The sequence below is a fragment of the Micromonospora sp. WMMD723 genome (genome assembly GCF_049863385.1).
Classification (GTDB): Bacteria; Actinomycetota; Actinomycetes; order Mycobacteriales; family Micromonosporaceae; genus Micromonospora; species Micromonospora wenchangensis.
The window spans coordinates 4,541,264-4,567,296 of the sequence record NZ_JBMKNR010000001.1 but is presented as its reverse complement, the minus strand read 5'-3'; the positions used below and the strand labels follow the sequence as shown (position 1 = coordinate 4,567,296).

Annotated in this window: 29 protein-coding genes; 13 read left to right on the top strand and 16 right to left on the bottom strand. The window is 74.0% G+C overall.

Going from position 1 to position 26,033, the window contains the following annotated elements:
- The 3 genes from ACN261_RS20220 to ACN261_RS20210 are packed head-to-tail and all read left to right on the top strand — an operon-like array spanning position 1 to position 1,905.
- Positions 1-1,227: an NRAMP family divalent metal transporter gene (locus tag ACN261_RS20220; protein ID WP_421481271.1), complete on the top strand. Its 1,227-nt coding sequence runs from the start codon at positions 1-3 to the stop codon at positions 1,225-1,227.
- Entirely contained in the window at positions 1,224-1,601 is a 378-nt protein-coding gene (locus tag ACN261_RS20215; protein ID WP_421481270.1) for a hypothetical protein, read from the top strand. The genes ACN261_RS20220 and ACN261_RS20215 overlap by 4 nt, the downstream gene beginning before the upstream one ends.
- Positions 1,588-1,905 carry a PRC-barrel domain containing protein gene (locus ACN261_RS20210; RefSeq protein ID WP_425851555.1) on the top strand — a complete coding sequence of 106 codons (318 nt, stop codon included), beginning with the start codon at positions 1,588-1,590 and terminating at the stop codon, positions 1,903-1,905. The genes ACN261_RS20215 and ACN261_RS20210 overlap by 14 nt, the downstream gene beginning before the upstream one ends.
- A 12-nt stretch (positions 1,906-1,917) precedes the next feature.
- Here the strand turns inward: ACN261_RS20210 and ACN261_RS20205 are convergent, their stop codons facing one another.
- The 3 genes from ACN261_RS20205 to ACN261_RS20195 all read right to left on the bottom strand — a co-directional run bounded on the left by ACN261_RS20205 (position 1,918) and on the right by ACN261_RS20195 (position 4,562).
- A complete protein-coding gene (locus ACN261_RS20205) occupies positions 1,918-3,240 on the bottom strand; it encodes a hemolysin family protein (RefSeq protein ID WP_421481268.1) in 1,323 nt (440 codons plus the stop codon).
- A 170-nt stretch (positions 3,241-3,410) separates the two neighbouring features.
- Positions 3,411-4,049 carry a hypothetical protein gene (locus tag ACN261_RS20200; protein ID WP_425851553.1) on the bottom strand — a complete coding sequence of 213 codons (639 nt, stop codon included), beginning with the start codon at positions 4,047-4,049 and terminating at the stop codon, positions 3,411-3,413.
- A 9-nt stretch (positions 4,050-4,058) separates the two neighbouring features.
- Complete coding sequence (locus tag ACN261_RS20195; RefSeq protein ID WP_425851551.1) at positions 4,059-4,562, bottom strand: GNAT family N-acetyltransferase; 504 nt, start codon at positions 4,560-4,562, stop codon at positions 4,059-4,061.
- A 142-nt stretch (positions 4,563-4,704) separates the two neighbouring features.
- On the opposite strand from ACN261_RS20195, the gene ppdK reads away from it, so the two are divergent.
- The 4 genes from ppdK (at position 4,705) to pflA (ending at position 10,998) form a co-directional block, all read left to right on the top strand.
- Complete coding sequence (ppdK, locus tag ACN261_RS20190; RefSeq protein WP_425851549.1) at positions 4,705-7,365, top strand: pyruvate, phosphate dikinase; 2,661 nt, start codon at positions 4,705-4,707, stop codon at positions 7,363-7,365.
- An 11-nt stretch (positions 7,366-7,376) separates the two neighbouring features.
- Positions 7,377-7,829, top strand: a complete 453-nt coding sequence (locus ACN261_RS20185) for a hypothetical protein (protein ID WP_425851547.1) — start codon at positions 7,377-7,379, stop codon at positions 7,827-7,829.
- 143 nt (positions 7,830-7,972) lie between these two features.
- Positions 7,973-10,216: a formate C-acetyltransferase gene (gene pflB, locus ACN261_RS20180; RefSeq protein WP_425851545.1), complete on the top strand. Its 2,244-nt coding sequence runs from the start codon at positions 7,973-7,975 to the stop codon at positions 10,214-10,216.
- The gene (pflA, locus tag ACN261_RS20175) at positions 10,213-10,998 is read left to right on the top strand and encodes a pyruvate formate-lyase-activating protein (protein WP_425851543.1); all 786 of its coding nucleotides are present in this window, start codon (positions 10,213-10,215) and stop codon (positions 10,996-10,998) included. The genes pflB and pflA overlap by 4 nt, the downstream gene beginning before the upstream one ends.
- Positions 10,999-11,007: 9 nt before the next feature.
- Here pflA and ACN261_RS20170 read toward each other — a convergent pair whose 3' ends face one another.
- Complete coding sequence (locus tag ACN261_RS20170) at positions 11,008-11,229, bottom strand: helix-turn-helix transcriptional regulator (protein WP_204927708.1); 222 nt, start codon at positions 11,227-11,229, stop codon at positions 11,008-11,010.
- Between the two features lie 228 nt (positions 11,230-11,457).
- Here ACN261_RS20170 and ACN261_RS20165 point away from each other — a divergent pair, with 228 nt between their 5' ends.
- A complete protein-coding gene (locus ACN261_RS20165) occupies positions 11,458-11,634 on the top strand; it encodes a hypothetical protein (RefSeq protein ID WP_425851541.1) in 177 nt (58 codons plus the stop codon).
- Positions 11,631-12,002, top strand: a complete 372-nt coding sequence (locus ACN261_RS20160; protein ID WP_421481260.1) for a hypothetical protein — start codon at positions 11,631-11,633, stop codon at positions 12,000-12,002. The genes ACN261_RS20165 and ACN261_RS20160 overlap by 4 nt, the downstream gene beginning before the upstream one ends.
- Here ACN261_RS20160 and ACN261_RS20155 read toward each other — a convergent pair.
- Positions 11,917-12,387 carry a cyclic nucleotide-binding domain-containing protein gene (locus ACN261_RS20155; RefSeq protein ID WP_067305204.1) on the bottom strand — a complete coding sequence of 157 codons (471 nt, stop codon included), beginning with the start codon at positions 12,385-12,387 and terminating at the stop codon, positions 11,917-11,919. The genes ACN261_RS20160 and ACN261_RS20155 overlap by 86 nt on opposite strands.
- A gap of 326 nt (positions 12,388-12,713) precedes the next feature.
- On the opposite strand from ACN261_RS20155, the gene ACN261_RS20150 reads away from it, so the two are divergent.
- A complete protein-coding gene (locus ACN261_RS20150; RefSeq protein WP_425851539.1) occupies positions 12,714-13,598 on the top strand; it encodes a universal stress protein in 885 nt (294 codons plus the stop codon).
- Positions 13,599-13,726: 128 nt separating this feature from the next.
- On the top strand, positions 13,727-14,596 hold the full coding sequence (locus tag ACN261_RS20145) for a universal stress protein (protein ID WP_425851537.1): 870 nt from the start codon (positions 13,727-13,729) through the stop codon (positions 14,594-14,596).
- Between the two features lie 3 nt (positions 14,597-14,599).
- Here ACN261_RS20145 and ACN261_RS20140 read toward each other — a convergent pair whose 3' ends face one another.
- The 4 genes from ACN261_RS20140 to ACN261_RS20125 all read right to left on the bottom strand — a co-directional run bounded on the left by ACN261_RS20140 (position 14,600) and on the right by ACN261_RS20125 (position 17,467).
- Entirely contained in the window at positions 14,600-15,226 is a 627-nt protein-coding gene (locus ACN261_RS20140) for an FMN reductase (RefSeq protein WP_425851535.1), read from the bottom strand.
- Positions 15,223-16,368, bottom strand: a complete 1,146-nt coding sequence (locus ACN261_RS20135; protein ID WP_421481256.1) for an LLM class flavin-dependent oxidoreductase — start codon at positions 16,366-16,368, stop codon at positions 15,223-15,225. Before ACN261_RS20135 ends, ACN261_RS20140 begins: the two co-directional genes overlap by 4 nt.
- Positions 16,369-16,481: 113 nt before the next feature.
- Positions 16,482-16,781, bottom strand: coding sequence for a hypothetical protein (locus tag ACN261_RS20130; RefSeq protein WP_421481255.1), 300 nt, complete (start codon positions 16,779-16,781; stop codon positions 16,482-16,484).
- Positions 16,782-16,861: 80 nt separating this feature from the next.
- On the bottom strand, positions 16,862-17,467 hold the full coding sequence (locus tag ACN261_RS20125) for a DNA-3-methyladenine glycosylase (RefSeq protein WP_425851533.1): 606 nt from the start codon (positions 17,465-17,467) through the stop codon (positions 16,862-16,864).
- A 96-nt stretch (positions 17,468-17,563) separates the two neighbouring features.
- Here ACN261_RS20125 and ACN261_RS20120 point away from each other — a divergent pair, with 96 nt between their 5' ends.
- The gene (locus ACN261_RS20120; protein ID WP_425851531.1) at positions 17,564-18,013 is read left to right on the top strand and encodes a DNA-binding protein; all 450 of its coding nucleotides are present in this window, start codon (positions 17,564-17,566) and stop codon (positions 18,011-18,013) included.
- A gap of 146 nt (positions 18,014-18,159) precedes the next feature.
- Positions 18,160-18,510 carry an MmcQ/YjbR family DNA-binding protein gene (locus tag ACN261_RS20115; RefSeq protein ID WP_421481252.1) on the top strand — a complete coding sequence of 117 codons (351 nt, stop codon included), beginning with the start codon at positions 18,160-18,162 and terminating at the stop codon, positions 18,508-18,510.
- A gap of 112 nt (positions 18,511-18,622) precedes the next feature.
- Here ACN261_RS20115 and argH read toward each other — a convergent pair whose 3' ends face one another.
- The 7 genes from argH to argC form a co-directional block, all read right to left on the bottom strand.
- Complete coding sequence (gene argH / locus ACN261_RS20110) at positions 18,623-20,086, bottom strand: argininosuccinate lyase (RefSeq protein ID WP_425853631.1); 1,464 nt, start codon at positions 20,084-20,086, stop codon at positions 18,623-18,625.
- Positions 20,087-20,175: 89 nt separating this feature from the next.
- On the bottom strand, positions 20,176-20,685 hold the full coding sequence (locus tag ACN261_RS20105) for an arginine repressor (protein ID WP_204927557.1): 510 nt from the start codon (positions 20,683-20,685) through the stop codon (positions 20,176-20,178).
- Positions 20,682-21,611 (bottom strand): ornithine carbamoyltransferase, encoded by a 930-nt coding sequence (argF, locus tag ACN261_RS20100; RefSeq protein WP_421481251.1) that lies wholly within the window; start codon positions 21,609-21,611, stop codon positions 20,682-20,684. Before argF ends, ACN261_RS20105 begins: the two co-directional genes overlap by 4 nt.
- Positions 21,608-22,858, bottom strand: coding sequence for an acetylornithine transaminase (locus ACN261_RS20095; protein ID WP_425851529.1), 1,251 nt, complete (start codon positions 22,856-22,858; stop codon positions 21,608-21,610). The genes argF and ACN261_RS20095 overlap by 4 nt, the downstream gene beginning before the upstream one ends.
- Positions 22,855-23,784 carry an acetylglutamate kinase gene (gene argB / locus ACN261_RS20090; protein WP_421481249.1) on the bottom strand — a complete coding sequence of 310 codons (930 nt, stop codon included), beginning with the start codon at positions 23,782-23,784 and terminating at the stop codon, positions 22,855-22,857. The genes ACN261_RS20095 and argB overlap by 4 nt, the downstream gene beginning before the upstream one ends.
- Positions 23,781-24,953 (bottom strand): bifunctional glutamate N-acetyltransferase/amino-acid acetyltransferase ArgJ, encoded by a 1,173-nt coding sequence (argJ, locus tag ACN261_RS20085; RefSeq protein WP_421481248.1) that lies wholly within the window; start codon positions 24,951-24,953, stop codon positions 23,781-23,783. The genes argB and argJ overlap by 4 nt, the downstream gene beginning before the upstream one ends.
- Positions 24,950-25,951 (bottom strand): N-acetyl-gamma-glutamyl-phosphate reductase, encoded by a 1,002-nt coding sequence (gene argC / locus ACN261_RS20080; RefSeq protein WP_425851526.1) that lies wholly within the window; start codon positions 25,949-25,951, stop codon positions 24,950-24,952. Before argC ends, argJ begins: the two co-directional genes overlap by 4 nt.
- Positions 25,952-26,033: the final 82 nt, after the last annotated feature.

The window sequence follows — 26,033 nt, the reverse complement described above, 5'->3', positions numbered from 1 at the left end:
GTGAGGAAGCTCCTCGCCGCCACCCTCGGGGTGCTCTCGGCCATCGGCGGTTTCGTCGACATCGGCGACCTGGTGGCGGCGGGTCAGGCGGGGGCACGTTTCGGCATGGCCCACGCCTGGGTGCTGCTGCTCGGCGTGGTCGGCATCTGCGCGTACGCGGAGATGGCAGGTCGGATCGCGGCGGTCAGCGGCCGGGCGGTGTTCGACCTGGTCCGGGAGCGGTTGGGTCCCCGCGTGGCGCTGCTCAACCTGGCGGCGTCCTACCTGGTCACGGTGTTGACCCTGGCCGCCGAGCTGGGCGGGGTGGCGCTGGCGCTGCAACTGGCGTCCCGGGTGAGTTACCTGCTGTGGGTGCCGGTCGCGGCGTTCGCGGTCTGGCTGGTGCTGTGGCGGATGCGGTTCCAGCTGATGGAGCGGGTGTTCGGGCTGGCCGGCTTGACCCTGCTGGTCTTCGCCGTGGCGCTGTTCCGGCTGCCGACGGACTGGGCGGCGCTCGGCCACGACGCCCTGCACCCGAATCCGGCCGGGCAGGGCTGGGGGGCGTACTGGTTCGTGGCGGTGGCGCTGTTCGCCTCCACGGTCAGCCCGTACGAGGTGTTCTTCTTCTCCTCCGGCGGGGTGGAGGAGAACTGGAGCGCCGCCGACCTGGCCGACGCGCGGTCGAGCGTGCTCATCGGTTTCCCGGTCGGCGGTCTGCTGGCGTTGTCGCTGATCGCCACGGCCGCGGTGGTGTTCCACCCGGCCGGGGTGTCGCTGTCGACCCTCGACCAGGTCGCCGAGCCGGTGGTGCTGGCGTTCGGCGGGGTGGGGCTGGCGGTCGCCGCGCTGGCGTTCTTCGCGGTGACGTTCGGGGCCGCGTTGGAGACCGGGCTGTCGGCGGCGTACGCGGCGGCGCAGTACTTCGGCTGGCAGTGGGGCAAGCGGGTCAGTCCCCGGGAGGCCGCCCGGTTCCACAGCGTGCTGCTGGTCAGCGTGCTGGCCGCGACGCTGCTGCTGGCCACCACCGTCGACCCGGTGCGGTTGACCGAGTACATGCTCGTCGCCAGCGCGGTGGTGCTGCCGTTGACGTACCTGCCGATCCTGGTCGTCGCCAACGACCGGACGTACCTGGGTGACGACGTGAACGGGCCGTGGCTCAACCTGCTCGGTGCGGTGTTCCTGCTGGTGATCGTGGCGGCGTCGGTGGCGGCGGTTCCGCTGGCGGTCGGGACGGGGATGGGGCGGTGAGGGTCCAGCTCGGCCGGCAACTGCTCGACCGGCAGATCGTCGACGCCGACGGGGTGCTGCTGGGCAAGGTCGACGACGTCGAGTTCGCCGTCGACGGGCGGGGCGTGCCGTACGTGGCGTACCTGCTGACCGGGCAGGGCGCGCTGGGGCGGCGGATCGGTGGCCGGGTCGGGCGGCTGCTGGTGGCGCTCGCCGACCGGTTCACCGAGGAGGCGTCGGCTCCGCTGCGCATCCCGTTCGGGCAGGTGGCCCGGATCGACAGTGCGGTCCGGCTGCGGGCCCGCGCCGACGAGTTGCCCCGCCCGCCGGTGGAGACGTGGCTGCGGCGGCACCTGATCGACCGGATTCCGGGGGCCGACCGTGCGAGTGGGTGAGCTGCTCGGGCGCACCGCGTACGACCTGCACGGCCGGCGGCTGGGGCGGGTGGTGGACGTGGTGGTGCGGGGGGACTTCCCGGACGGCCGGCTGCGGCTGACCGACGTGCTGGTGACCGGTCACTGGTGGAGTCGGGTGTGGGGCCGGTTGATCGGGGCGCAGCGGCACCCGTCCGGCCCCTGGCTCATCCGGGTGACGGCGTGGGCGTTGAGCCGGGACACCCGCCAGTTCCCCGCCGACCAGGTGCAGTTGCTGCCCCCGGTGCCGGGTTTCCCGTTCGGCGACCCGACGCCCCCGCACTGATCCCGGGTCGGGTCAGGCGTGGGCCTCGTCGGGTACGGGTTCCGGTTCCTCGGCGGGGGTCGCGGTCGGGGCGTGGTGCAGCCGGATCTGGGTGATGGCGCGCTGGTCGACGTCGGTGACGGTGATTTCCCACTCGTCGATGGTGACCTGCTCCCCGGCGACGGTGGGGATGTGCCCGAGGCAGGACAGCACCATGCCGGCGACGGTGGTGTAGTCACCGGCGGGCCGGTTGGGCACCTCGACGCCGATGTCGGTCAGGTCGTGCACGGGGAAGGTGCCGGGCAGCACCAGCGAGCCGTCGTCCTCGGTGCGCACCGCGCGGACGTCCCGGTCGGTCTCGTCGTAGATCTCCCCGACGATCTCCTCCAGGATGTCCTCCAGGGTGACGATGCCGTCGACCGCGCCCCGCTCGTCGACGACCAGGGCGATGTGCTGCCGTTCTGCCTTGAACTGGCGCAGTGCGTCGACCACCGGCAGCGAGTCGGGCAGCAGCATCGGCGGGCGGGCGCAGTCGTCGACCGGCCGGTCGTCCGGCACCCCCACCAGGTCGCGCAGGTGGATCACGCCGACCGCGTCGTCGAGGCCGCCGTGGCGGACCACCGGGGCCCGGGAGTGGCCGGTGGCGGCCAGCAGCAGCCGGGCGGCCTCCGCGGTGGTCCCGCTGTCGAGCGTGAAGACCTGCAACCGGGGTACGAGCACCGCGCGCAGCTGCCGGTCGGCGATCTCCACCGCGCCGGCGATGATCGTGCGTTGCTCCTTGGTGAAGCCGTGGTTGCCGGCGACGATGTCGCGCAGCTCGTCGGGGCCGATCTCGTCGGGCTGGTGCTTCGGGTCGACCCCGGCGAGGCGGACCACCAGGTCGCTGGTGGCGCCGAGCAGCCACACCGCCGGGCGGGTGAAGCTGGACAGGATGTCCAGGGGGCGGGCCACCAGCAGCGCCCAGCGTTCGGCGCGCTGCATGGCGATCCGCTTCGGGGCCAGCTCACCGAAGACCAGGGTGACGAAGGTCAGGACCAGGGTGACCAGCACGATGGCCACCGTCTCGGCGGCCCCGCCGAGGAACCCGAGCAGCGGCACCAGCGGCCTGGCCAGGGAGACCGCCGCGGCGGCCGAGGCGAGGAACCCGGCCAGGGTGATGCCGATCTGGATGGTGGCGAGGAAGCGGTTCGGGTCCTTGGCGAGCCGGGCGAGCACCCGGCCGGCCCGGCTGGTGCGTTCCAGCCGCTGCACTTGGCTGTCCCGCAGCGACACCAGCGCCATCTCGCTGCCCGCGAAGATCGCGTTGAGCACCACCAGGACTCCGACCAGGGCCAACTGGCTCCAGTAGCTCTGCACGCCCGGCACTCTCCCTCAGGCGGTGGGCGTCGGCGACACCGCCGACGCCGCCGGGCGGAGGACCCGCCCGGCGTAGCCCAGTCTGTGCCCAACCGCGCGGTCCGCGAATCCTCCCGGTGACCCCGACCGGTCACCGGCGGCGGGTCCGACCGGTGCGCCGGCCCGTGCGGTCAGCCGCGTCCGGCGGTGGCGGGTGTCAGGTCGAGGACGTACGCGTCGCCCTCGGGGCGGAAGCCGAGCCGGTGGTAGTAGGGGGCGACCATGCCCGGTGGGCTGACCACCCGGCGGAACCCCCGGTCGGTGAACAGGCTGCTGCGGCGGTAGACGAACTCGCCGGGGGTGAAGTCGCGGAAGCGGCGGGTGACGTAGTCCAGGTCGATCTGGGCGACGCCGTCCGCCTCGGCGTGCGACAGCACCACCCCGACCACCTCGTCGTCGCGTACCACCAGGAAGGCCGACCGGTCGGCGTCGGCCGGGGGTGGGCGGAAGTCGGGGTTGAACCGGGCGATGTCGGCGGCGTGCACCCGCAGCGTGTGGGCCAGGAACTGGTCGCCGACGCCCACCTCGACCACCTGGTAGGCGCGGTCGTCGTGCCGGGTGGCCAGCATCGTCCGCAGGTACCACACGTTGATCACGGCGAGCACCACGTTGAGGCCGACCATCGGCCAGACCTGCACGGCGGCGTTGTAGCCGATCAGGATCAGGCAGCCGACCAGGTTGAGGGCGCGCAGCCGCAGGATGCGCGTCTGCAGCAGCGACCAGACCAGCAGCGCGGAGCCGGCCCAGCCGACGAGTTCGAGCCAGTTCACTCCGCGAGACTAGTGCCCGCGCTGGTCAGCGGGCACGTCGGGCAGCTCCAGCAGCCATTCCTCGACCTCGATGCCCCGGCCGGGAGCGAATCCCGAGTCCTCGCCGACGACGACGAAGCCGCACTTGCGCAGCACCGCCAGGGAGGCCCGGTTGTCCTTCGCGGCGCGGGCCCGCAGCGGCCGGTGCGGCAGCTCCCGCAGCAGGGCGGTCAGCGCGGCGGTGGCGTGCCCGCGCCCCCACCGGCGCGGGTCGATCCAGTAGCTGACCTCGGTGTGTTCGCCCACCGGGAAGGCCGCCACGTGCCCGACCACCGCGCCGTCGACGACCACCGTGCGGTTGACCACCCGGGGGTCGGCGCGGATGCGGGCCCAGTGCGCGTCGAAGACCGCCCGGTCGGTCGGGTCGGCCGGGCCGAACGCCGCCATCCAGGCCGCCTCCGGGTCCTGCTCGTGGACGAAGAAGTGCGGCAGGTCGTCGTCGCGCACCGGGCGCAGGGACACATCGGCGGTCACCGCCCGGAGGATACGCACCGGCACCGACACGTCGGGACCTGTGGCCCGCTCGGCGTACCGTCCGGCCCTGCCGGTGGACCCCCCGGCGTTGCTACCAACGAAGGGACAGGTCCGACCGGCGAGTGGAGTGGAGGCCGGGGCCATGACCAGGTACGTCTACGACTTCATCGAGGGTGACCGCAGCAGGGCCGACCTGCTCGGCGGCAAGGGCGCCAACCTCGCCGAGATGACCCGCCTCGGGTTGCCGGTGCCGCCGGGCTTCACCATCGGCACCGACGCCTGCCGGGCGTACCTGGCCACCGGGTCGCCGCCGGACGGGCTGTTCGCGGAGGTCGACACCCACCTGCGGCGGGTGGAGCGGCAGGTGGGCCGGCGGCTCGGCGACCCGCACGACCCGCTGCTGCTGGCGGTGCGTTCCGGCGGCCGGTACTCGATGCCCGGGATGATGGAGACGATCCTGGACATCGGGCTCACCGACGCCACCGTGGCGGGGCTGGCCGCCCGCACCGGCGACGCGAGGTTCGCGTGGGACTCGTACCGGCGGTTGATCCAGATGTTCGGCCGGACCGTGCACGGGGTGCCGGCGGAGGAGTTCGACAACGAGTTGGCCGCCCTGCGGGCCACCGCCGGCCCGGACGGGCCGGACGCCGGACAACTGCGCGACCTGGTGTCGACGTACCAGAAGATCTTCCTGCGGGTGGTGGGGCACGAGTTCCCGCAGTCCCCGCAGGAGCAGTTGCGGCAGGCCGTGTGCTCGGTGTTCGCGTCGTGGAACTCCGCGCGGGCCCGGATCTACCGGCGGCAGGAGCACATCCCCGACGACCTGGGCACCGCCGTCAACGTGATGGCGATGGTCTTCGGCAACCTCGGCCCGGACTCCGGCACCGGGGTGGCGTTCACCCGCGACCCGGCCACCGGCCTGCCCGGCGTGTACGGCGACTACCTGCCCGACGCCCAGGGGGAGGACGTGGTGGCCGGCATCCGCAACACCGTCGCCCTGCCCGAGCTGGCCCGGCTCGACCCGGCGAGCTTCCAGCAGCTCACCGGGGTGCTGACCACGCTGGAACGGCACTACCGGGACCTGTGCGACGTCGAGTTCACCATCGAACGCGGCACGCTGTGGATGTTGCAGACCCGGGTCGGCAAGCGGACCGCCGCCGCCGCGTTCGTGATCGCCGCCCAGCTCGTCGACGAGGGGCTGATCACCCTGGACGAGGCGTTGTGCCGGGTCAGCGGGGCGCAGTTGGGTCAGTTGATGTTCCCCGCGTTCGACCTGGCCGACGCGCCGCCGCCGCTCACCGTCGGGGTGGGGGCGTCGCCGGGGGCGGCGGTGGGTCGGGTGGTGTTCGACTCGGCCGCCGCGACCGCCGCCGACGGGCCGGTGATCCTGGTGCGTCGGGAGACCAACCCGGACGACCTGCCCGGCATGATCGCCGCCGCCGGGGTGCTCACCGCGCGGGGCGGGAAGACCTCGCACGCCGCTGTGGTGGCCCGGGGCATGGGCCGCACGTGCGTCTGCGGGGCGGACGCGCTGGTGGTCGACCCCGATCGGGGTGAGTTCACCGTCGGCGACCGGGTGGTCCGGGCCGGCGAGGTGATCTCGATCGACGGAACCACCGGCCGGGTCTACCCGGGTGCGGTGCCGGTGCAGCCCTCCCCCGTCGCCCGGTACCTCGCCGGTGAGCTGGACCCGCAGGCCGACCCCCTGGTGGCGGCCGTGCACCGGCTGCTCGGGCACGCCGACGCGGTCCGCCGGCTCGGGGTGCGGGCCAACGCGGACACCGCCGCCGACGCCCGTCGGGCCCGCGCGCTCGGCGCCACCGGCATCGGGCTGTGCCGCACCGAGCACATGTTCCTCGGCGGACGGCGGGAACTGGTGGAACGGCTGATCCTGGCCGAGGGGCCGGACGCGGTGGCCGGGGCGTTGGCGGCGCTGCTGCCGTTGCAGCGGGCCGACTTCACCGAGCTGCTCGCCGCGATGGACGGCCTGCCGGTGACGATCCGGCTGATCGACCCGCCGCTGCACGAGTTCCTGCCGCCGCTGGCCGAGCTGACCGCGCGGGTCGCCCGCGCCGAGGCGTCGGGCCGGGACCCGGGACGCGACGGGGAGCTGCTGGCGGCGGTCCGCCGGATGCACGAGGCCAACCCGATGCTGGGGCTGCGCGGGGTGCGCCTCGGGCTGGTGGTGCCCGGGTTGTTCGCCATGCAGGTGCGGGCGGTGGCCGAGGCGGCGGCGCAGCGGGTCCGCGACGGCGGGGACCCCCGCCCGGAGATCATGGTGCCGCTGGTGGGTGACGTGCGGGAGTTGGCGGTCGTGCGGGCGGAGGCCGAGCGGGTGCTCGCCGAGGTGCCCGACGCGCCGGCCGTGCCGATCGGCACGATGATCGAGGTGCCCCGGGCGGCGCTGACCGCCGGACAGATCGCCACCCAGGCGCACTTCTTCTCCTTCGGCACCAACGACCTGACCCAGCTCACCTGGGCGTTCTCCCGCGACGACGTGGAGGGGTCGTTCTTCGGGGCGTACCTGGAGCGGGGGATCTTCGAGGTGTCGCCGTTCGAGAGCCTCGACACCGTCGGGGTGGGTCAGCTCGTGCGGCTGGCCGTGGCACAGGGGCGGGCCACCCGCCCGGAGTTGACCGTCGGGGTCTGCGGCGAGCACGGCGGCGACCCCGCTTCGGTGGCGTTCTTCGCCGACGCCGGCCTGGACTACGTCTCGTGCTCGCCGTACCGGGTGCCGGTCGCCCGGCTCGCGGCGGGCCGGGCCGCCGTCGCCGCCGGCACCGGCACGTCCGACAGCCGATAGGAGGCAGCGCCATGACCGCGATCTTCAACCCGACCGGACCCGCCACGCTGGGCCCACCGCCGATGCCGCGTACCCCGGTGGAGGCGACCGGGACCACGACGGCCGGGCCGGTGGGGCCGGTGCTGACGCTGCCCGGTTCGCCGGCCGCCGCACTGGTGCCGGTGACCCGCGACGGGCGGGCCGTCGGGGCGTTCGTGCTCGCCGACGGGCGGGTCCGCTACCGGGCGCTGCCCGACCCGGACCGGGTGCTCGCCGCCGCGGCCGGCGCCGCCGCCGCCGCCCTGCTCACCGCGGGCGTGGCGGTGGTGGCGCGGCGTCGGCCACCGGCGATCGGCACGGTCACCATGGGGCCCGGCGGCTGGGTCAGCCTGCGCGGAGCGCGGGTGCCCGCGCTGCGCCCGGCGACGCCCCGGCCGTGGTGGGCGCGGCTGCTGCGCGCCCAACGGCTCGTCGTGCGGCGCTGACCGGCCGCCGGGGGTCTTTGGTCCCGGGCGGGGGTGGTCCTGCGCCTCTGCCCGGGACGGACCGACCCGACGAGGCTGATGGTGCAGGCGCAACACCCCGGCGACCCAGGCCGCCGGACCCGACCAGCGCGGAAGGACCGATCATGACCGGCACCGCACATCTCGACCCGTGGCGCGGCTTCACCGGCGACGCCTGGCGCGACACCGTCGACGTGGCCGCCTTCGTCCGGGACAACCACGAGCCCTACACCGGGGACGCGTCGTTCCTCACCGGACCCACCTGCCGCACCCTGGAGGTCTGGGGCACGCTGCGGTCGATGTTCGTCGAGGAACGCCGACGCGGCGTGTACGACGTCGACGCCGCCACCCCGTCCACCATCACCGCGCACGCCCCCGGGTACATCGACCGGGAGCGGGAGCTGATCGTCGGGTTGCAGACCGACGCGCCGCTGCGCCGGGCCATCATGCCCGCCGGTGGGCTGCGGATGGTGGAGACCGCGCTGAAGGCGTACGGCTACCCCGCCGACCCGCAGGTGCACCGGATCTTCACCACGTACCGCAAGACGCACAACGACGCGGTGTTCGACGCGTACCCGGCCGACGTGCTCGCCGCGCGTCGCTCGCACGTCATCACCGGGCTGCCCGACGCGTACGGGCGGGGACGGATCATCGGCGACTACCGGCGGGTGGCGCTGTACGGGGTGGACCGGTTGGTCGCCGAGCGTAAGGCGCTCAAGGCGGCGCTGGACGACCGGCCGTCGACCGACGAGGTGATCCGGGACCGTGAGGAGCTGGCCGAGCAGATCCGGGCCCTCGGCGAGCTGGCGCAGATGGCCGAAAGCTACGGCTACGACATTTCCGGCCCGGCCACCACCGGCCGGGAGGCGATCCAGTGGCTCTACTTCGCCTACCTGGCCGCCACCAAGGAGCAGAACGGCGCGGCGATGTCGCTGGGGCGTACCGCCGGGTTCGTCGACGTCTACCTGCGGCGGGATCTCGCCGAGGGGCGGCTGACCGAGATCGACGCCCAGGAGCTGGTCGACGACTTCGTGATCAAGCTGCGGATCGTCAGGTTCCTGCGCACCCCCGAGTACGACCAGCTCTTCTCCGGCGACCCGACCTGGGTCACCGAGGCGCTCGGCGGGATGGGTGCCGACGGTCGGCCGCTGGTGACCCGGACCAGCTTCCGCTACCTGCAGACCCTCTACAACCTCGGTCCCGCGCCGGAGCCGAACCTGACGGTGCTCTGGTCGCCCCGGCTGCCGCAGGGATTCAAGCGGTTCTGCGCCCAGGTGTCGCTGGACACCAGCGCCATCCAGTACGAGAACGACGACCTGATCCGACCCGCGTACGACGACGACACCGCGATCGCCTGCTGCGTGTCGGCGATGCGGGTGGGCCGGGACATGCAGTTCTTCGGCGCGCGGGCCAACCTCGCCAAGGCCCTGCTGTACGCGATCAACGGCGGGCGCGACGAGATCACCGGTGAGCAGGTCGCCCCGGCCAGCGCCCCGGTCGGCGGGGAGACCCTCGACTACGCCGAGGTGCTGGCCGCCTACGAGCGCACCCTGGACTGGCTGGCCGAGACGTACGTGGACGCGCTGAACGTGATCCACCACCAGCACGACCGGTACGCCTACGAGCGGCTGGAAATGGCCCTGCACGACCATCCGGTGCGCCGGTTCATGGCCACCGGCATCGCCGGGCTGTCGGTGGCGGTGGACAGCCTCGCCGCGATCCGCTACGGCAAGGTGAAGGTGCTGCGCGACGACACCGGCCTGGCGATCGACTACGTGGTCGAGGGGGAACCGCCGACGTACGGCAACAACGACGAGCGGGCCGACGCGATCGCGGTGTGGCTGACCGAGACGTTCGCGGCGAAGCTGCGCCGGCAGCGCACCTACCGCGACGCCGAGCTGACCATGTCGGTGCTGACCATCACCTCGAACGTGGTGTACGGCAAGCACACCGGCAACACCCCGGACGGCCGGCGGGCCGGTGAGCCGTTCGCCCCGGGCGCGAACCCGATGAACGGCCGGGACAGCCACGGGCTGGTGGCCGCCGCGCTGTCGGTGGCGAAGCTGCCGTACGACGCCGCCCGCGACGGCATCTCGCTGACCTCGACGGTGACCCCGGACGGGTTGGGCCACACCCGCGACGAGCGGATCGACAACCTGGCCGGGGTGCTGGACGGCTACACCGACGCCGGCGGGTTCCACCTCAACGTCAACGTGCTGGACCGGGCCACCCTGGTCGACGCGATGGCGCACCCGGAGCGCTACCCGCAGTTGACCGTCCGGGTCTCGGGGTACGCGGTGAACTTCGTCCGGCTCACCCGGGAACAGCAGGAGGACGTGGTGTCCCGGACCTTCCACGGGTCGCTGTGAACGTCCGGCCGCCCGACGCCGTCGCCACCGCCACCCGGCGGGGCGACGGCGTGCCGACCGGGGCGGTGCACTCGTGGGACGTGTCGGTCGGGGTGGACGGGCCGGGCACCCGGTTCGTGGCCTTCCTCGCCGGCTGCCCGCTGCGCTGCCGGTACTGCCACAGCCCGGACACCTGGTACCGGCGCAGCGGCCGGCACCGCACCGTCGACGAGCTGATGGCGCAGATCGAGCCGTACCGGCGGTTCATCGCGGTGGCCGGTGGCGGGGTGACGATCAGTGGCGGCGAGCCGCTGATGCAGCCCCGGTTCACCGGTGAGGTGCTGCGCCGCTGTCACGACCTGGGCCTGCACACCGCGTTGGACACCTCGGGCTTCCTCGGCGTCCGCGCCGACGACGCCCTACTCGACGCCACCGACCTGGTGCTGCTGGACGTCAAGTCGTGGGACCCGGCGACCTACCGCCGGGTCACCCGCACCGGGTCGGTCACCCCGACGTTGCGCTTCGGCCGCCGGCTCGCCGACCGGGGCACCCCGATCTGGGTACGGTTCGTGCTGGTCCCCGGCCTCACCGACGCCGAGGAGAACGTGGCGGGCGTCGCCGACTTCGTCGCTGGGCTGGCCACCGTGCAGCGGGTCGAGGTGCTGCCGTTCCACCGCCTCGGCGCGCACAAGTACGCCGAGCTGGGGTTGACCTTTCCGCTGGCCCGCACGGAACCGCCGCCCCCGGAGCTGGTGGCCCGGGTCCGGGGCCAGTTCACCGAACGCGGCCTGACCGTCACCTGACCCGGCGTCTCAGCCCTGCTCGTCGTCGTCTGCCGACGGCCTGGGGCGGCGGTGGTCCCGGATGTACGCCTCGACGTCGGACCGCAGCCACACCGAGCCGACCGACAACGTCTGGAACGGGCGCGGAAAGTTCGGGTGCAGCGCGATGGCCCGGAACCGTGACCGGCTGACATTCAGCATCTTCAGGATCTCGCCTGCGGCGACGAGTGGCCCCGGCACCTCATCAGTCATGCCCGAAAGGTAGACCGGTGCGCGCGTGCCGGAGTTGACACGATCATGTTTGCACGCTAGCGCAATCGCGTCTCAGATGGCACGTTAACTACATCGCGCTTACGTGTACGCGTCAACATTGACACGGGGTGACCAAGGGTGTGGAATCGGTGACGCGGTGCCTCCGCCCTGGTGGAGCGGGGCTCGGCGGGGCGGGGTGCCGCGACGACCCCACCCCCGGGAGGCGCAATGTGTCGACACCGCGCGGTGCCGTACCTGATCGTGTTGGCCTGGCGCTGCCTGGACCAGCACCGCGACCGGCGGTGCGAGCGGTGCACCGGCACCGGCCTCTGCCCGGCGGTGGAGGCCGCGCGCACCCGGATCAGGGCGTGGCGTCGGTACCGCAGCGTGTTCGGCCGGCGGTGAACGCGCCCCCGCCGAGGGCGGGCGACCTGCTCCTGCTGACCCGCGCGGCCAGCGTCCAGTTCGTCAGGCCGGTCCGGTTCCGGGTGATCCGCGTGCTCGACTGGCCGACGTACGACGGCTGGGTCTGGCTCGACGGCTACCGGCTCGACGACCGGGGCGACGCGGTGGCCCGCCGGTCGGTCTTCGTCCGCCCGGCCGGCCTGGTCGTCGCCCCGCGCACCGCCCCGACGCCGGTTGCGCGGTCCGGGCCGACGCCGCCGGGTGCCTCGACGCGGGCGCGGGTCAGCTCGCGGCCGAGGTCGGGTAGCCGTACAGGTCGAGCAGCCGGACCCGGGACGCCTGGAGCCGGTCCACCACCACGCTCATGAACCGGGTGGTGAGCTGCCGACCCAGGGCGTCGTCGGACTCCATCAGCCGGCGTACCCCCTCGGCGGTGAACTCCACGGTCGGGGTCCGTCGGACGGCCACCGCACCGAACTGCCAGCGGTACGGCGGGAACAGCCACGACCAGCCCAGCACCCCACCCGCCCCGATCGACTCGATGCCGACGTCGCCGCGTGCGGGGACCGGGAAGTCCAGCGCCACCTCACCGCCCCGGACCAGCCAGAACCGTTCCGCCGGCTGACCGGCGCGGAACAGCCGGTGACCGGGGTGCCAGACCACCGGTCGGGCGTACCCGGTCAGCCGGGGCAGCCACTGCGGCGGCAGCCCGGCGAGGAACGGGTGCTCGGTGAGCATCTCCAGAGGGGTCATCGGGGTGCCCTTCGCCGGTGGTCGTCGCCTCCATGGCACACCCGTCGGCGGCCGAGCGGCAGGGCCGTTGGTCCCGTGACCTGCGGCGGATCGCCCGAGCCCCGGCCGACCCGGGGGTGCGCCACGACGACGACGTGACGCTCGATCAACTCCATGGCACCGAAACAGCGGTGTCCGACGGCTCCGAAACCGCAACTTCGGCGACATGGCGCAGCGCCCACCGCCCGACCGCCCCACCCGGGACCTTGGGCCCGCCGGCGGGGCCGGACGCCCCTGACCGGGCCGGCCGGGCCGGGCCAGGCTGGAGAGGGACGAAGGAGGACGTGATGACCAACAGAGCCGGTGCCCCCGTCGTGGTGGGTGTGGACGGTTCCCGATCGGCGTTGGACGCGGTCGGGGTGGCCGCCCGGGAGGCCGTCGCCCGCAACCGCCCGCTGCGGGTGGTGCACGCGTTCGTCTGGCCGCTCTTCGGCGTCCCGCTCGGCCCCGCGCCCGTCGGACCGCCGGACGGCGGACTGCGCAACGAGGCCGAACGGATCGTCACCGAGGCGGTCGCCGAAGCCGGCAAGATCGCCCCGGAGCTGACCGTCACCGGCTACCTGTCCGACGGCGCGCCGACCCCGGTGCTGCTGCGCGAGGCCCGCGACGCGGCGCTGGTGGTGCTCGGCACCCGGGGGCTGGGCGGCTTCGCCGGGCTGCTGATCGGTTCGGTGGCGGTGCAGGTCTCGGCCCGCGCCGACTGCCCGGTGCTGGTGGTCCGGGGTGAGCCACGGGCGGACGGCCCGGTGCTGGTCGGGGTGGACGGGTCGGCGCTGTCCACCGAGGCGCTCGGGTTCGCCTTCGCCGCGGCGGCGCAGCGCGACACCGGGCTGCTGGCCGTGCACGCCTGGCTGACCCCGGCACCGATCGGCCCGGGTGACGTGCTGCCGCTGGTCTACGACGTGGAGGCGGTCGCCACCGAGGAGGAGCGGGTGCTCGCCGAGGCGCTGGCCGGCTGGTCGCAACGCTATCCGGACGTGCCGGTGACCCGGCGGCTGGTGCCCGGCGCGGCGGCCCGGGTGCTGGTCGAGGAGTCGGCGTCCGCCCAGCTCACCGTCGTCGGCGCGCACGGCCGTGGCGCGTTGGGCGGGGTGCTGCTCGGATCGGTCAGCCACGCGGTGCTGCACCACGCGCACAGCCCACTGGTGATCGTCCGACGCCGGCCGGCCTGACCGTCGGGGCGGCGGCACGCCCGGCCGGGTGACCTGCCGGCGCGGGCGGGCCGGCGCGTCGACAATGGGCTGGGCCGGCGACGAGGGCAGGACCGGCGACACGGGCAGAACCGATCCTGGGAGGGCCGATGACACGACCGGTGGTGGTGGGGGTGGACGGATCGCCGGCCAGCCTGGCCGCCGCGGAGCAGGCCGCCCACGCGGCGGTGCTGCGCGGCGCGTCCCTGCACCTGGTGCACGGCTACCTGCACCCGCTCGGGTACGGCATCCCGCTGAACCCGTACGACCTGGGGGTGCCCGCGCCGTCGCAGGAGGCGCAGCGGATGTTGGAGCGGACCGCCGCCGAGCTGACCGACAGGTGGTCGGGGCTGACCGTGCAGGCGCGGCAGGTCGCCGGTGGGGCGGGCGCGACGCTGGTCGAGGAGTCCCGCCGGGCCGACCTGGTGGTGGTGGGCAGCCGGGGTCTGGGCGGGTTCACCGGGTTGCTGCTCGGCTCGGTCGGCGCGCAGGTCGCCGCGCACGCGCACTGCCCGGTGCTGGTGGTGCGCCCGGAGACCCCCGCGGGTCGCCCGGACGGGCCGGTGCTGGTGGGCGTGGACGGCTCGCCGGCCGCCGGGGTGGCCGCCGACCAGGCCGCCGCCGAGGCCGTCCGCCGGGGGGTCCCGCTGGTGCTGGTGCACGTCGGCCCCACCCCGCCGGAGCGGGACGAGGTCGACGCGGAGCAGGCAGAGGCCGCGTACCGGGCGCACGCCGTGCGGCTGCTCGCCGAGGCGTCCGCCGCCGTGCGCGCCGACCACCCGGACGTGGTGCTGCGGGAGCACCCGGTCCGGGCGGTCGGGGTGGCGCAGGGCCTGGTCGAGGCGAGCGCGACGGCGTCGGTGCTGGCCGTCGGCACCCGGGGGCGGGGTGGTTTCACCGGCCTGCTGCTGGGTTCGGTCAGCCAGGCGGTGGTGCAGCACGCCCACTGCCCGGTGCTGGTGGCCCACCCGTACCGGTGAGGGTCAGTCCTCCCGACCGCCGCCGAGGAGTTCGGCGAAGTCGGTGGTGAGGGCGAACGGGTCGGCCGGGCCGGCAGCAGGCGGACGCCTGTCGACCTGGTCGGCCAGTTCCCGGCCGGCGCGCTGGATGCGGGACCGTAGCGCCCCCTCGGCGGTGCCGCCGGACCAGTCCTCAGGCGCGGCGAAGACCGACGTCGGCAGCACCACCGCCCGCAGGTAGCCGAACATCGGCCGGACGGCGTGTTCCAGGGCCAGCGAGTGCCGGGCGGTGCCGCCGGTCGCGCCGATCAGCACCGGCCGGTCGACAAGCGCCTGGGCGTCCACCACGTCGAAGAAGGACTTGAACAGCCCGTTGTAGGACGCGTTGAAGATCGGCGTGACGGCGACGATGCCGTCGGCACCGGTGACCGCGTCGAGGGCGGCCCGCAGCTCGGTCGACGGGAACCCGGTGAGCAGGTTGTTCACCACGTCGTGGGCGTGGTCGCGCAGCTCCACCACCCGCAGTTCCACCTCGTCGCCGCGCCGGACCAGCTCGTCGCGGGCGGCCGCGGCGAGCTGGTCGGCGAGCAGCCGGGTGGACGACGGTTGACTCAGCCCCGCCGACACCACGGCCAGGGTGCGGCGGGTCATCGCCGACCCTCCGCCCCGGCCCCGGCCAGGTCACCCGCGTCGGCCGCCCCGGTGGCCGCCCGGTCGGCGGCGTCGCGGGCGGCGACCAGCGACGCGTGGGTGGGCGCGACCGGCACGTGCGCCGGGCGCAGCGCGTCGAACTCCTTGCGCAGCACCGGTACGACCTCCTCGCCGAGCAGGTCGAGCTGCTCCAGCACCGTCTTCAGGGGCAGCCCCGCGTGGTCGAGCAGGAACAGCTGCCGCTGGTAGTCGCCGACGTACTCGCGGAAGCCGAGGGTACGGTCGATGACCTGCTGCGGGCTGCCCACGGTCAGCGGGGTCTGGCGGGTGAACTCCTCCAGCGACGGCCCGTGCCCGTAGACCGGCGCGTTGTCGAAGTACGGCCGGAACTCGCGGACCGCGTCCTGCGAGTTGCGCCGCATGAACACCTGGCCGCCGAGCCCGACGATGGCCTGCTCGGGCGAGCCGTGGCCGTAGTGGGCGAAGCGCTGCCGGTAGAGGCCGACCATCCGCTGGGTGTGCTCCCTGGGCCAGAAGATGTGGTTGGCGAAGAAGCCGTCACCGTAGTACGCGGCCTGCTCGGCGATCTCGGGGCTGCGGATCGAGCCGTGCCAGACGAACGGCGGCACGCCGTCGAGCGGGCGCGGGGTGGATGTGAACGACTGCAACGGGGTGCGGAACTTGCCCTGCCAGTCGACGACGTCCTCGCGCCACAGCCGGTGCAGCAGCTCGTAGTTCTCCACGGCCAGCCGGATGCCGTTGCGGATGTCCTGCCCGAACCACGGGTAGACCGGCCCGGTGTTGCCGCGCCCCATCATCAGGTCCACCCGGCCGTCGGCCAGGTGCTGGAGCATGGCGTAGTCCTCGGCGATCTTCACCGGGTCGTTGGTGGTGATCAGCGTGGTCGAGGTGGACAGCAGCAGCCGCTCGGTACGGGCGGCGATGTGCCCCAGCATGGTGGTGGGCGAGGAGGGGACGAACGGGCGGTTGTGGTGCTCACCGGTGGCGAAGACGTCGAGACCGACCTCTTCGGCCTTGAGGGCGATCGCCACCATCGCCTTGATCCGCTCGTGCTCGGTCGGCTCCCGTCCGGTGGTCGGGTCGACCGTGACATCGCCGACGGTGAAGACTCCGAACTGCATGACCAGCTCCTCGCGTCTGAGATACCGGGACCGTTCGTGGTACCCGGACGTCGCGCACAACATAGTTGCAGCGTCAACTATTCCGGCGGCGACCACGCGTGGGGTGGCCCCGGTCACCCCGCCGGTGGCCGCTCCCCCTGCGGGGGCGTACCCGGGTCGGGCTGGTCCGATGCGCCCGACGGCGGACCGGCGGGGGCCGGCGGCGTGGGGTGCGGCGGCGCGGCGGGCGGGCCGGACCCGGCCGGACCGGGCGGGGGCCAGGACGGGGCCGGGGGCGGCCCGGGTGGGGTCGGCCGGCGGCGGGCGACCTGCACCGCCACCACGACCACCGCGGCCAGCACCAGCATCACCAGTAGCGGAATGACCACGCAGGCCAACCGGCCGACCAGCACTCCGGCGTCGTGTGAGTCCATCCGGGCCACCTCCAGGGTCATGATTGCGCGCGAATGCCAGCGAGCCGGCGGTCCCGCCGACCGGCCGGTCGGCTGTCGGGTCAGGTGCGACGTCGGGGTACGTGCCGGCGGTAGGGGCTGACCGTCGGGTCACCGGTGATCCAGAACCGCCAGGGCACGTCGTGGGCGGCGGCCACCCCGACCCGGGGGCCGGCGGAGACCTCGGCCCGGGTGACCGGCCGGGTCGGCGGGCTCAGCAGCAGGGGGCCGCTCCCGTCGAGCACGCAGGTGCCGTTCGCCGACGCGGTGACGCCGAGCGCGACGGCCAGCCGGGCCGGCCCCCGGGCCAGGTCCCGGTCGGCGACGTCACCCCGACGGGCGCGGGCGGTCGGCAGCCCGTCGACCACCTCACCGGCGCGCACCAGGACCGCCGCCGCCTCACCGTCCCGGCCGCAGACGACGTTGAGACACCAGTGCATGCCGAACACGAAGTACGTGTAGGCGCGCCCGGCCGGACCGAACATCACCCTGGTCCGGGGGGTGGGGCCCCGGTGGGCGTGCGACGCCGGATCTTCGCCGGTGCCCGCGTACGCCTCCACCTCGGTCAGCCTGATCCGGACGCCGCCGGCGGCCAGTTCCCAGCCGAGCAGGGTGCGTGCCGTCTCGGCGACCTCGGCGGCGGGGGCGTGCAGCCACGGATAGTCCACCGGTCCAGGTAACGCCACCCGGCGAAGATCGGCAAACCGACGGGAGCCCTTAAACGTTTCGTTGACAACGTTTCGTTGATGGATTGGGATGGGGGGATGAGCGACGCCTTCACCGCACCCGACGCGAGCCGCGCCCGGGCCGAACGGACCTACGCCGCGCTGCACCGGCTCAGCGAGCGGCACGCCGACACCGACGCCCGACGCCGCCGGCACACCAACCCGCACCTCGCCGACCCGTGGGAAGCGGTCTGCGTGGTCACCGCGCTCGCCGCCGGCGGGATCGTGCCGGACCCCGACGAGGAACCCGTCGACGGGGCCGACCTGACGGCCGCGCTGACCCTGCTGCCGCACCTGCGGGCCGAACTCGACGTGCTGGAGGCGGGCCTGCTGGCGACGGCACGGGCCCGGGGACTGACCTGGCAGGCGATCGGACACGGCCTCGGCCTGGGCAGCGCGCAGGCCGCCCGGCAACGCTACGAACGCCTGGTCAGCCGGACCGCCGACACGACGATGTCAACGCCGGCCACCACCCAGCACGTGGAGTAGTTGCCTGGCCGCCCCACCTCTCCCCCCGAAGTCATCTCCAGCCGTACGCCAGCGGCGACCCGGCGGCAACGACCAGGACGGCCGACCAGCCGGAGCAGGCCGGTTCGGGGAGACTGGGCCGACCACCACCGCACCGGGAGGACACCATGACCCGCGAGGAGATGCTGGCGTACTGCCTCGGCAAGCCGGGGGCCTGGCTGGACCGCCCCTGGGAGGGCGACGAGGTGGTGAAGGTGGGCAGCCGGATCTTCGCGTTCCTCGGCGCACCCGACGGCACCCCCCGGATCGGGGTGAAGTGCGGCCCGAGCCGCGAGGTCGCCGACGAGTGGCTGCACCGGTTCCCCGCCGACGCCCGACCGATGCCGTACGTCGGCCGCTCCGGCTGGAACGCCCTCGACCTGGGTGGCGCCATCCCCGACGACGAACTGGTCGAGGCGGTCGACGGCTCGTACGAGGCGGTGCTGGCGAAGCTGCCCCGCCGCGAACGCCCCACCTGACCGGCGACCCACCCGCCCGCCCGGCCGACGGTCAGCAGCACGACCGGCCGGACCGCGCCCGGTCGTCCGTCGCCCCGGACCACGGGACGACGGGCGACCGGCGCGGGTCAGCTCAGCGGGGGACGACCCGCTCGGCGGCCCACTCCCGCCAGCCGGTGAGCTGGTCGGACGCGGCGGCGAGCTGGTCGGCGACCGGACCGGGGCCGGTGGAGCCGGGGGTGATCCGGGCGGCCAGCGCCGACCGGACCGACAACACGTCACGCACCGACGGGTCGAGGTGCTCGCTGACCGCCGCCAGATCGGCGTCGGACACGTCGTCGAGGGCGCAGTCGCGGGCCGCGCAGAGCGCCACCAGCTTGCCGGTGATCTCGTGCGCGTCGCGGAACGGCACGTTGCGCCGCACCAGCCAGTCGGCGACCTCGGTGGCGAGCGAGAAGCCCACCGGCGCGGCGGCGACCAGGCGGTCCACCCGTACCGTCATCGTGGAGATCATCCCGGCCAGCGCCGGCAGCAGCAGCTCCAGGGTGTCGACCGCGTCGAACGCGGGCTCCTTGTCCTCCTGCATGTCCCGGTCGTAGGCCAGCGGCAGGCCCTTGAGCATCGTCAGGACGCTCATCAGCCCACCGACCAGCCGGCCCGACTTGCCCCGGGCCAGCTCGGCGATGTCCGCGTTCTTCTTCTGCGGCATGATCGACGACCCGGTGGCGAACGCGTCGTCCAGCTCCACCCAGCCGAACTCGTGCGACGTCCAGAGCACCACCTCCTCGCCGAGGCGGGACAGGTGCACCCCGACCAGGGCGGTGACGAAGAGGAACTCGGCGACGAAGTCCCGGTCGGCGACCGCGTCCATCGAGTTGGCGAACGACGTCCGGAAGCCCAGCTCCTTGGAGACCGCCACCGGGTCCAGCGGCAGGCCCGAGCCGGCCAGCGCGCCCGCGCCGAGCGGGCTGACCGCCGTCCGGTGGTCCCAGTCGCGCAGCCGCTCCAGGTCCCGCAGCAGCGGCTGGACGTGCGCCAGCAGCCAGTGCCCGAAGGTGACCGGCTGGGCGTGCTGCAGGTGGGTCATCCCCGGTGCCGCCGTGTCGACGTGCCGTTCCGCCTGCTCCACCAGGGCCTCGGCCAGCTCGACCAGCCGGGCGGCCACCCCCCGGGCGTGGTCGCGCAGATAGAGCCGCAGGTCGGTGGCGACCTGGTCGTTACGGGACCGGCCGGCGCGCAGCTTGCCGCCGAGACTGCCCAGCCGCTCCAGCAGGCCCCGCTCCAACGCGGTGTGCACGTCCTCGTCGTCGATCGTCGGGCGGAACTGCCCGGACGCGCAGGCCGCCTCCAGGTCGTCCAGCGCGGCCAGGATCCTCCCCAGCTCGTCGGGGTCGAGCAGCCCCGCGCCGGCCAGCACCCGGGCGTGCGCCCGGGAACCCGCGATGTCGTACGGGGCGAGACGCCAGTCGAACTGGACGCTCACCGACAGCCGCGCCAGGGCCTCGGCGGGGCCACCGGCGAACCGGCCACCCCACAGGCTCGTCCGGTTCGTCGCGGCGCTGTTCTCGGTCAGGCTCTTGTCGTCCACGCCGCTCATTCTGGCAGTGCTCACCTTTCGCTCCCCGACGGTGGGGTACGCCCCCGACGCCGGCTCGTCCGTCGTCTGTGAACCCGTGACCCGGGCGGTCACGGGGTGTTCGTCTCGCCGCCGTCGTCGCGGCGGGCCCACCCGGCGAGCTTCTCGCCGAGCGCGGCCCCACCGTCGGCCTCCCGGGCCACCACGAGAATGGTGTCGTCACCGGCGATGGTGCCGACCACCTCGGCCAGTCCCGCCCGGTCCACCGCGCTGGCCAGGTAGTGGGCCGCGCCCGGCGGGGTGCGCAGCACCGCGATGTTGCCGCTGGAGTCGACCCCGTTGAGCAGTTCCCGCAGCAGCCGGATCAGCCGGGCGGGAGCCGCCTCGGCGTCACGCAGCGGCCGGTGGCCGTCCTCGGGGATCAGGTAACCGGCCCGCCCGTCGCCGCCCCGGGCCTTCACCGCACCCAACTCCTCCAGATCCCGGGAGAGGGTGGCCTGGGTGACCTGCACCCCGTCGGCGGCCAACAGGTCGGCCAGCTCGGTCTGGGAACGGATCGCCCTGGCCCGGATCAACTCGACGATGCGGGCGTGCCGGGCGGCGCGGGTCGGGGCGGTCATGATGAGGATGCCTCCAGGAGAAAGGTCAGCAGCGCCTTCTGGGCGTGCAGCCGATTCTCCGCCTGGTCGAAGACCACGCTGTGCGGGCCGTCGAGCACCTCGCTGGTGATCTCCTCGTCCCGGTGCGCGGGCAGGCAGTGCAGCACCTTCACGTCCGGCCGGGCGTGGCCGAGCAGCGCCGTGTTGACCTGGTACGGCAGGAACGGGGTGATCCGGTCCAGGCCGTCGTCCTCCTGCCCCATCGAGGTCCAGGTGTCGGTGGCGACCACGTCGGCGTCCCGGACCGCCTCCACCGGGTCGACGAGCGCCCGTACCGACCCGCCGGTGCCGGCGGCGATCTTCCCGGCCCGGTCCAGCACCCCCGGATCGGGCTGGAACCCGGCCGGCCCGGCGACCCGCACGTGCATCCCGGCCGTCGCCCCGGCCAGCAGGTACGAGTGCGACAGGTTGTTCGCCGCGTCCCCCACGTACGCCAGGGTCCGCCCGGCGGTGCCGCCGCAGTGCTCGCGGACGGTGAGCAGGTCGGCCAGGAGCTGGCACGGGTGGTAGCCGTCGGTCAGCGCGTTGACCACCGGCACCGTGGCGTGCTCCGCCACCTCGGCGATCCGGTCGTCGCCGTGGGTACGCAGCACGATGGCCGCGACGTAGCGGGACAGCACCCGGCCGGCGTCGGCCAGTGTCTCGCCCCGCCCGAAGTGGGTGACCTGGGTGTCCACCACCAGCGGATGGCCGCCGAGCTCGGCGATGCCGGCGTCGAACGAGATCCGGGTGCGCAGGCTCTGCTTGTCGAACAGCACCGCCACCGAACGCGGCCCGGCCAGCGGGGTGAACCCGAACCGGTCGGCCTTCATCCGGGCGGCCAGGTCGAGCACGGCCGACTGTTCGGCCGGGGTGAGGTCGTCGTCGGCCAGCAGGTGCCGGATCATGTGCGGGTCTCCGTCGGGGTCGGGGTGGGAGTGGACGGCGGCACGGCGGCGGTCTGCGCACCCGGCGCGCCGTCGGATGCCGGGGTGTGCGCGTCGAGGGCGGCGGGGAGGGCGGCCAGGAACGCGTCGACCTGCTCGGCGGTGAGGACCAGCGGCGGGGCCAGCCGGATCACGCCCGGCTGGACCGGGTTGACCAGGAACCCCGCCGACCGCAGCGCGTCGGCCACCGGGCCGGCGACCGGCGCGGTGAACACGATGCCGAGCAGCAGCCCGGCTCCGCGTACCTCGGCCACCAGCGGGTGACCCAGCGCCTCGACGCCCCGGCGCAGCCGTTCACCGGTGCGCTTGACGTGGTCGAGCAGCCCCTCGCTGGCGATCGTGGAGACCACCGCGAGGGCGGCGGCGCAGCTCACCGGGTTGCCGCCGAAGGTGGTGCCGTGCGACCCGGCGCGCAGCAGCTCGGCGGCCCGGCCGAAGGCCAGGCAGGCACCGATCGGCAACCCGCCGCCGAGCCCCTTGGCCAGGGTGACGACGTCCGGCTCGACCCCCTCGGCCTGGTGGGCGAACCAGTACCCGGTACGCCCGATCCCGGTCTGCACCTCGTCGAGGACCAGCAGGGCCCCGTGCCGGGCGGTGATCCGCCGCGCCTCGGCCAGGTAGCCGGGCGGCGGGACGACCACCCCGTTCTCGCCCTGGATCGGCTCCAGGATCACCATCGCCGTCGCGTCGGTGACGGCCGCCGCCAGCGCCGCCACGTCGCCGTACGGGACGTGGTCGACGTCGCCGGGCAGCGGGCGGAACGGGTCGGCCTTCGCCGGCTGGCCGGTCAACGCCAGCGCCCCCATGGTGCGGCCGTGGAAACCGCCGACGGTGGCGACGACGTGCGACCGGCCGGTGAGCCGGGACAGTTTGAACGCGGCCTCGTTGACCTCCGCGCCGGAGTTGGCGAAGAACACCCGACCGGGCCGGCCGGCCAGCGCCAGCAGCAGTTCCGCCAGCGCCACCGGGGGTTCGGCGACGAACAGGTTGGAGACGTGACCGAGGGTGGCGACCTGCTTGGAGACGGCGGCCACCACGGCGGGGTGGGCGTGCCCGAGGGAGTTGACCGCGATGCCGCCGAGCAGGTCGACGTACTCCCGGCCGGCCTCGTCGACGACGACCGCGCCCGAACCGGAGGCCAGCGCCAGCGGCGGGGTGCCGTAGTTGTCCATCATGGACTGCCGCCAGCGTTCCACCAGCATACTCATGAGCCGACCGTGCCTTCCTGGGTGGTGGTGGACCCGGCCGGGGTGTCGACGACCATCGTGCCGAACCCCTCCGAGGTGAAAACCTCCAGCAGCGTGGAGTGGGCGACCCGGCCGTCGACGACGTGCGCGGCGGGCACTCCCCCGCGTACCGCCCGCAGGCAGGCCTCCATCTTGGGCACCATCCCCGCCTCCAGGGACGGCAACAGCGTCGCCAACGCCTCCGTGTCGATCTCGCTGACCAGGCTGGCGGTGTCCGGCCAGTCGGCGTACAGGCCGGCGACGTCGGTGAGGACGACCAGCTTGCGGGCCTGAAGGGCGATCGCCAGCGCGGCGGCGGCGGTGTCGGCGTTGAGGTTGTGCAGCACCCCGTCGGCGTCCGGCGCGACGGTCGAGATGACCGGGATCCGGCCCGCCGCGATCAGGTCGGTCACCGCCGAGACGTCCACCGACTCCACGTCACCCACCTGACCCACGTCGACCGCCTCGCCGTCGACCCAGGCGGGCCGGCGCACGGCGGTGAACAGGCCGGCGTCCTCGCCGGACAGGCCCACGGCGAACGGTCCGTGCGCGTTGATCAGACCGACCAGTTCCCGGCCCACCTGACCCACCAGCACCATCCGGACGACGTCCATCGCCTCCGGCGTGGTGACCCGCAGGCCACCCTTGAACTCGCTGGCGATGCCGAGCCGACCGAGCATCGCCGAGATCTGCGGCCCGCCGCCGTGCACCACGACCGGCTTGAGCCCGGCATAGCGCAGGAAGACCATGTCGGCGGCGAAGGCCCGTTGCAGGGCCGGATCGACCATCGCGTTGCCGCCGTACTTGACCACGACGGTGGCACCGGAGAACCGGGCCAGCCAGGGCAGCGCCTCGATCAGCGTCTCGGCCTTCACCTGGGCCCGGGTGAGATCCGCGGACAGGCTCATGTCGAGTACGCCGAGTTCTCGTGCACGTACGCGTGCGACAGGTCGTTGGTCCAGATCGTGGCCGCCGCCCCGCCGGCGTGCAGGTCGATCCGGATGGTGACGTCCCGCCCGGTCAGGTCGACCTTGGACCGGTCCTCGGCGGCGGCACCGCCCCGGCACACCCAGATCCCGTTGACCGCCACGTCCACCGCGTCCGGGTCGAACGCGGCGGCCGTGGTGCCGACCGCGGCCAGGATCCGCCCCCAGTTCGGGTCGTTGCCGAACAACGCCGTCTTGACCAGGTTGTTGCGGGCCACCGAGCGGCCCACCTCGACCGCGTCGTCCTCGTCGGCGGCACCGACCACCTCGATGGCGACCTGCTTGGTCGCCCCCTCCGCGTCGGCCACCAACTGCTGGGCCAGGTCGTGACAGGCCGCGGTGACCGCGGCGGTCAGCTCCGCCTCGTCGGGCTCCACCCCGGACGCCCCGCTGGACAGCAGCAGCACCGTGTCGTTGGTGGACATGCACCCGTCGGAGTCGACCCGGTCGAAGGTGACCCGGGTGGCCGCCCGCAACGCCGCGTCCAGCAGCTCCGGCCCGGCCACCGCGTCGGTGGTCAGCACGCACAGCATGGTGGCCATGCCCGGGGCGAGCATGCCCGCGCCCTTCGCCATCCCGCCCACGCTCCACCCGGAGCCCCGGGCGACGGTGGTCTTCGGCCGGGTGTCCGTGGTCATGATCGCCTCGGCGGCGGCCGGACCGCCGTCGCGGGCCAGCGCCCGGATCGCGGTACGCACCCCCGGCAGCAGCCGGTCCATCGGCAGCCGCTCACCGATCAACCCGGTCGAGCAGACCGCCACGTCACCGGCACCGAGCCGCAGCCGGGGGCTGGACGCGGTGAGCGCCGCGGCGGTGTGCTCGGCGGTGGCGTGGGTGTCCTGGAACCCGGCCGGACCGGTGCAGGCGTTCGCGCCACCGGAGTTCAGCACCACCGCGCGGACCACGCCGCCCCGGACGACCTGCTGCGTCCAGCGCACCGGCGCGGCCCTGACCCGGTTGGTGGTGAAGACGCCGGCCACTCCGGCGTCCGGACCGTCGTTGACGACCAGGGCGACGTCGGTGGCCCCGCCGCTCTTCAACCCGGCCGCGACACCGGCCGCACGGAAGCCCCGAGGGGCGGTGACACTCATGGTGCAACTCCAAACAGGGGCAGGCCGGTGGTTTCGGGGAGGCCGAGCATCAGGTTGGCGTTCTGCACCGCCTGGCCGGCGGCACCCTTGCCGAGGTTGTCGATGGCGCTGACCACGATCACCCGACCGGAGTCGACGTCGACGGTGGCCTGGAGGTGGCAGGAGTTCGCCCCGGCGGTCGCGGCGGTGTGCGGCCACGCCCCCTCGGGCAGCAGGTGCACGAACGGCGCGTCGGCGTACGCGTCGGCAAGCACCGCGCGCGGGTCGGCGTCGCCGGTGGGCACGGCGGTGACGGTGGCGAGGATGCCGCGCGGCATCGGGGCCAGCACCGGGGTCAGCGACAGCCCGGTCGCGCCGGTGGCCTGCTTGATCTCCGGCACGTGCTGGTGGGCACCCACCTTGTAGGGCGACAGGTCCCCCATCACCTCGCTGCCGAGCAGGTGCGCCTTGGCGGCCCGACCGGCCCCGGAGGTGCCGGAGGCGGCCACCACGACCACGTCGGCCGGCGCGACCGCACCGGCGGCGATCAGTGGCGCCAGGGCCAGGGTGATGGCGACGGCGTAACAGCCGGTGTTGGCGACCCGGGTCGACCCGGCGATCGCCGCCCGCTGGCCGGGCAGCTCCGGCAGGCCGTACGTCCACGCCCCGGCGTGCGGGCCGCCGTAGTAGCGGGACCAGGCGTCGGCGTCGCGCAGCCGGTGGTCGGCACCGAGGTCGACCACCCGCACCGACTCGGGCAGTTCGGCGGCGAGCGCCGCCGACTCGCCGTGCGGCAGGGCCAGGAAGACCAGGTCCGCGTCGGCCAGCGTCGCCGGGTCGGTCGCCGCGAACGTCAGGTCCAACCCCGCGAGCTGCGGGTGTACGGCGGTGACCGGCGCACCGGCCTGGCGGTGCGCGGTGGCGGCGACCAGGTCGAACTCGGGATGACCGGCGATCAGGCGCAGCAGCTCGCCCCCGGCGTAGCCGCTCGCCCCGGCGACCGCAACTCGGATACCCATTCCAACCTCCGCATGACTATGCAGAGAAGGCTAGCGACCCACCGCCCCTCTGTGCAAGTTAATACAGCCTACTGCATGGACA

Excerpts from the sequence above, each read along its gene's own strand:
- ACN261_RS20165 (WP_425851541.1), top strand. The coding sequence starts at position 11,458 with ATGTGTCGACACCGCGCGGTGCCGTACCTGATCGTGTTGGCCTGGCGC.
- ACN261_RS20120 (WP_425851531.1), top strand. The coding sequence starts at position 17,564 with ATGAGCGACGCCTTCACCGCACCCGACGCGAGCCGCGCCCGGGCCGAA.
- argJ (WP_421481248.1), bottom strand. The coding sequence starts at position 24,953 with ATGAGTGTCACCGCCCCTCGGGGCTTCCGTGCGGCCGGTGTCGCGGCC.
- ACN261_RS20135 (WP_421481256.1), bottom strand. The coding sequence starts at position 16,368 with ATGCAGTTCGGAGTCTTCACCGTCGGCGATGTCACGGTCGACCCGACC.
- ACN261_RS20155 (WP_067305204.1), bottom strand. The coding sequence starts at position 12,387 with ATGACCCCTCTGGAGATGCTCACCGAGCACCCGTTCCTCGCCGGGCTG.
- ACN261_RS20150 (WP_425851539.1), top strand. The coding sequence starts at position 12,714 with ATGACCAACAGAGCCGGTGCCCCCGTCGTGGTGGGTGTGGACGGTTCC.
- argC (WP_425851526.1), bottom strand. The coding sequence starts at position 25,951 with ATGGGTATCCGAGTTGCGGTCGCCGGGGCGAGCGGCTACGCCGGGGGC.
- argH (WP_425853631.1), bottom strand. The coding sequence starts at position 20,086 with ATGAGCGGCGTGGACGACAAGAGCCTGACCGAGAACAGCGCCGCGACG.
- ACN261_RS20140 (WP_425851535.1), bottom strand. The coding sequence starts at position 15,226 with ATGACCCGCCGCACCCTGGCCGTGGTGTCGGCGGGGCTGAGTCAACCG.
- ACN261_RS20170 (WP_204927708.1), bottom strand. The coding sequence starts at position 11,229 with ATGACTGATGAGGTGCCGGGGCCACTCGTCGCCGCAGGCGAGATCCTG.
- ACN261_RS20105 (WP_204927557.1), bottom strand. The coding sequence starts at position 20,685 with ATGACCGCCCCGACCCGCGCCGCCCGGCACGCCCGCATCGTCGAGTTG.
- argB (WP_421481249.1), bottom strand. The coding sequence starts at position 23,784 with ATGAGCCTGTCCGCGGATCTCACCCGGGCCCAGGTGAAGGCCGAGACG.
- ACN261_RS20185 (WP_425851547.1), top strand. The coding sequence starts at position 7,377 with ATGACCGCGATCTTCAACCCGACCGGACCCGCCACGCTGGGCCCACCG.
- argF (WP_421481251.1), bottom strand. The coding sequence starts at position 21,611 with ATGATCCGGCACCTGCTGGCCGACGACGACCTCACCCCGGCCGAACAG.
- ACN261_RS20130 (WP_421481255.1), bottom strand. The coding sequence starts at position 16,781 with ATGGACTCACACGACGCCGGAGTGCTGGTCGGCCGGTTGGCCTGCGTG.
- ppdK (WP_425851549.1), top strand. The coding sequence starts at position 4,705 with ATGACCAGGTACGTCTACGACTTCATCGAGGGTGACCGCAGCAGGGCC.
- ACN261_RS20095 (WP_425851529.1), bottom strand. The coding sequence starts at position 22,858 with ATGAGTATGCTGGTGGAACGCTGGCGGCAGTCCATGATGGACAACTAC.
- ACN261_RS20115 (WP_421481252.1), top strand. The coding sequence starts at position 18,160 with ATGACCCGCGAGGAGATGCTGGCGTACTGCCTCGGCAAGCCGGGGGCC.
- pflB (WP_425851545.1), top strand. The coding sequence starts at position 7,973 with ATGACCGGCACCGCACATCTCGACCCGTGGCGCGGCTTCACCGGCGAC.
- ACN261_RS20145 (WP_425851537.1), top strand. The coding sequence starts at position 13,727 with ATGACACGACCGGTGGTGGTGGGGGTGGACGGATCGCCGGCCAGCCTG.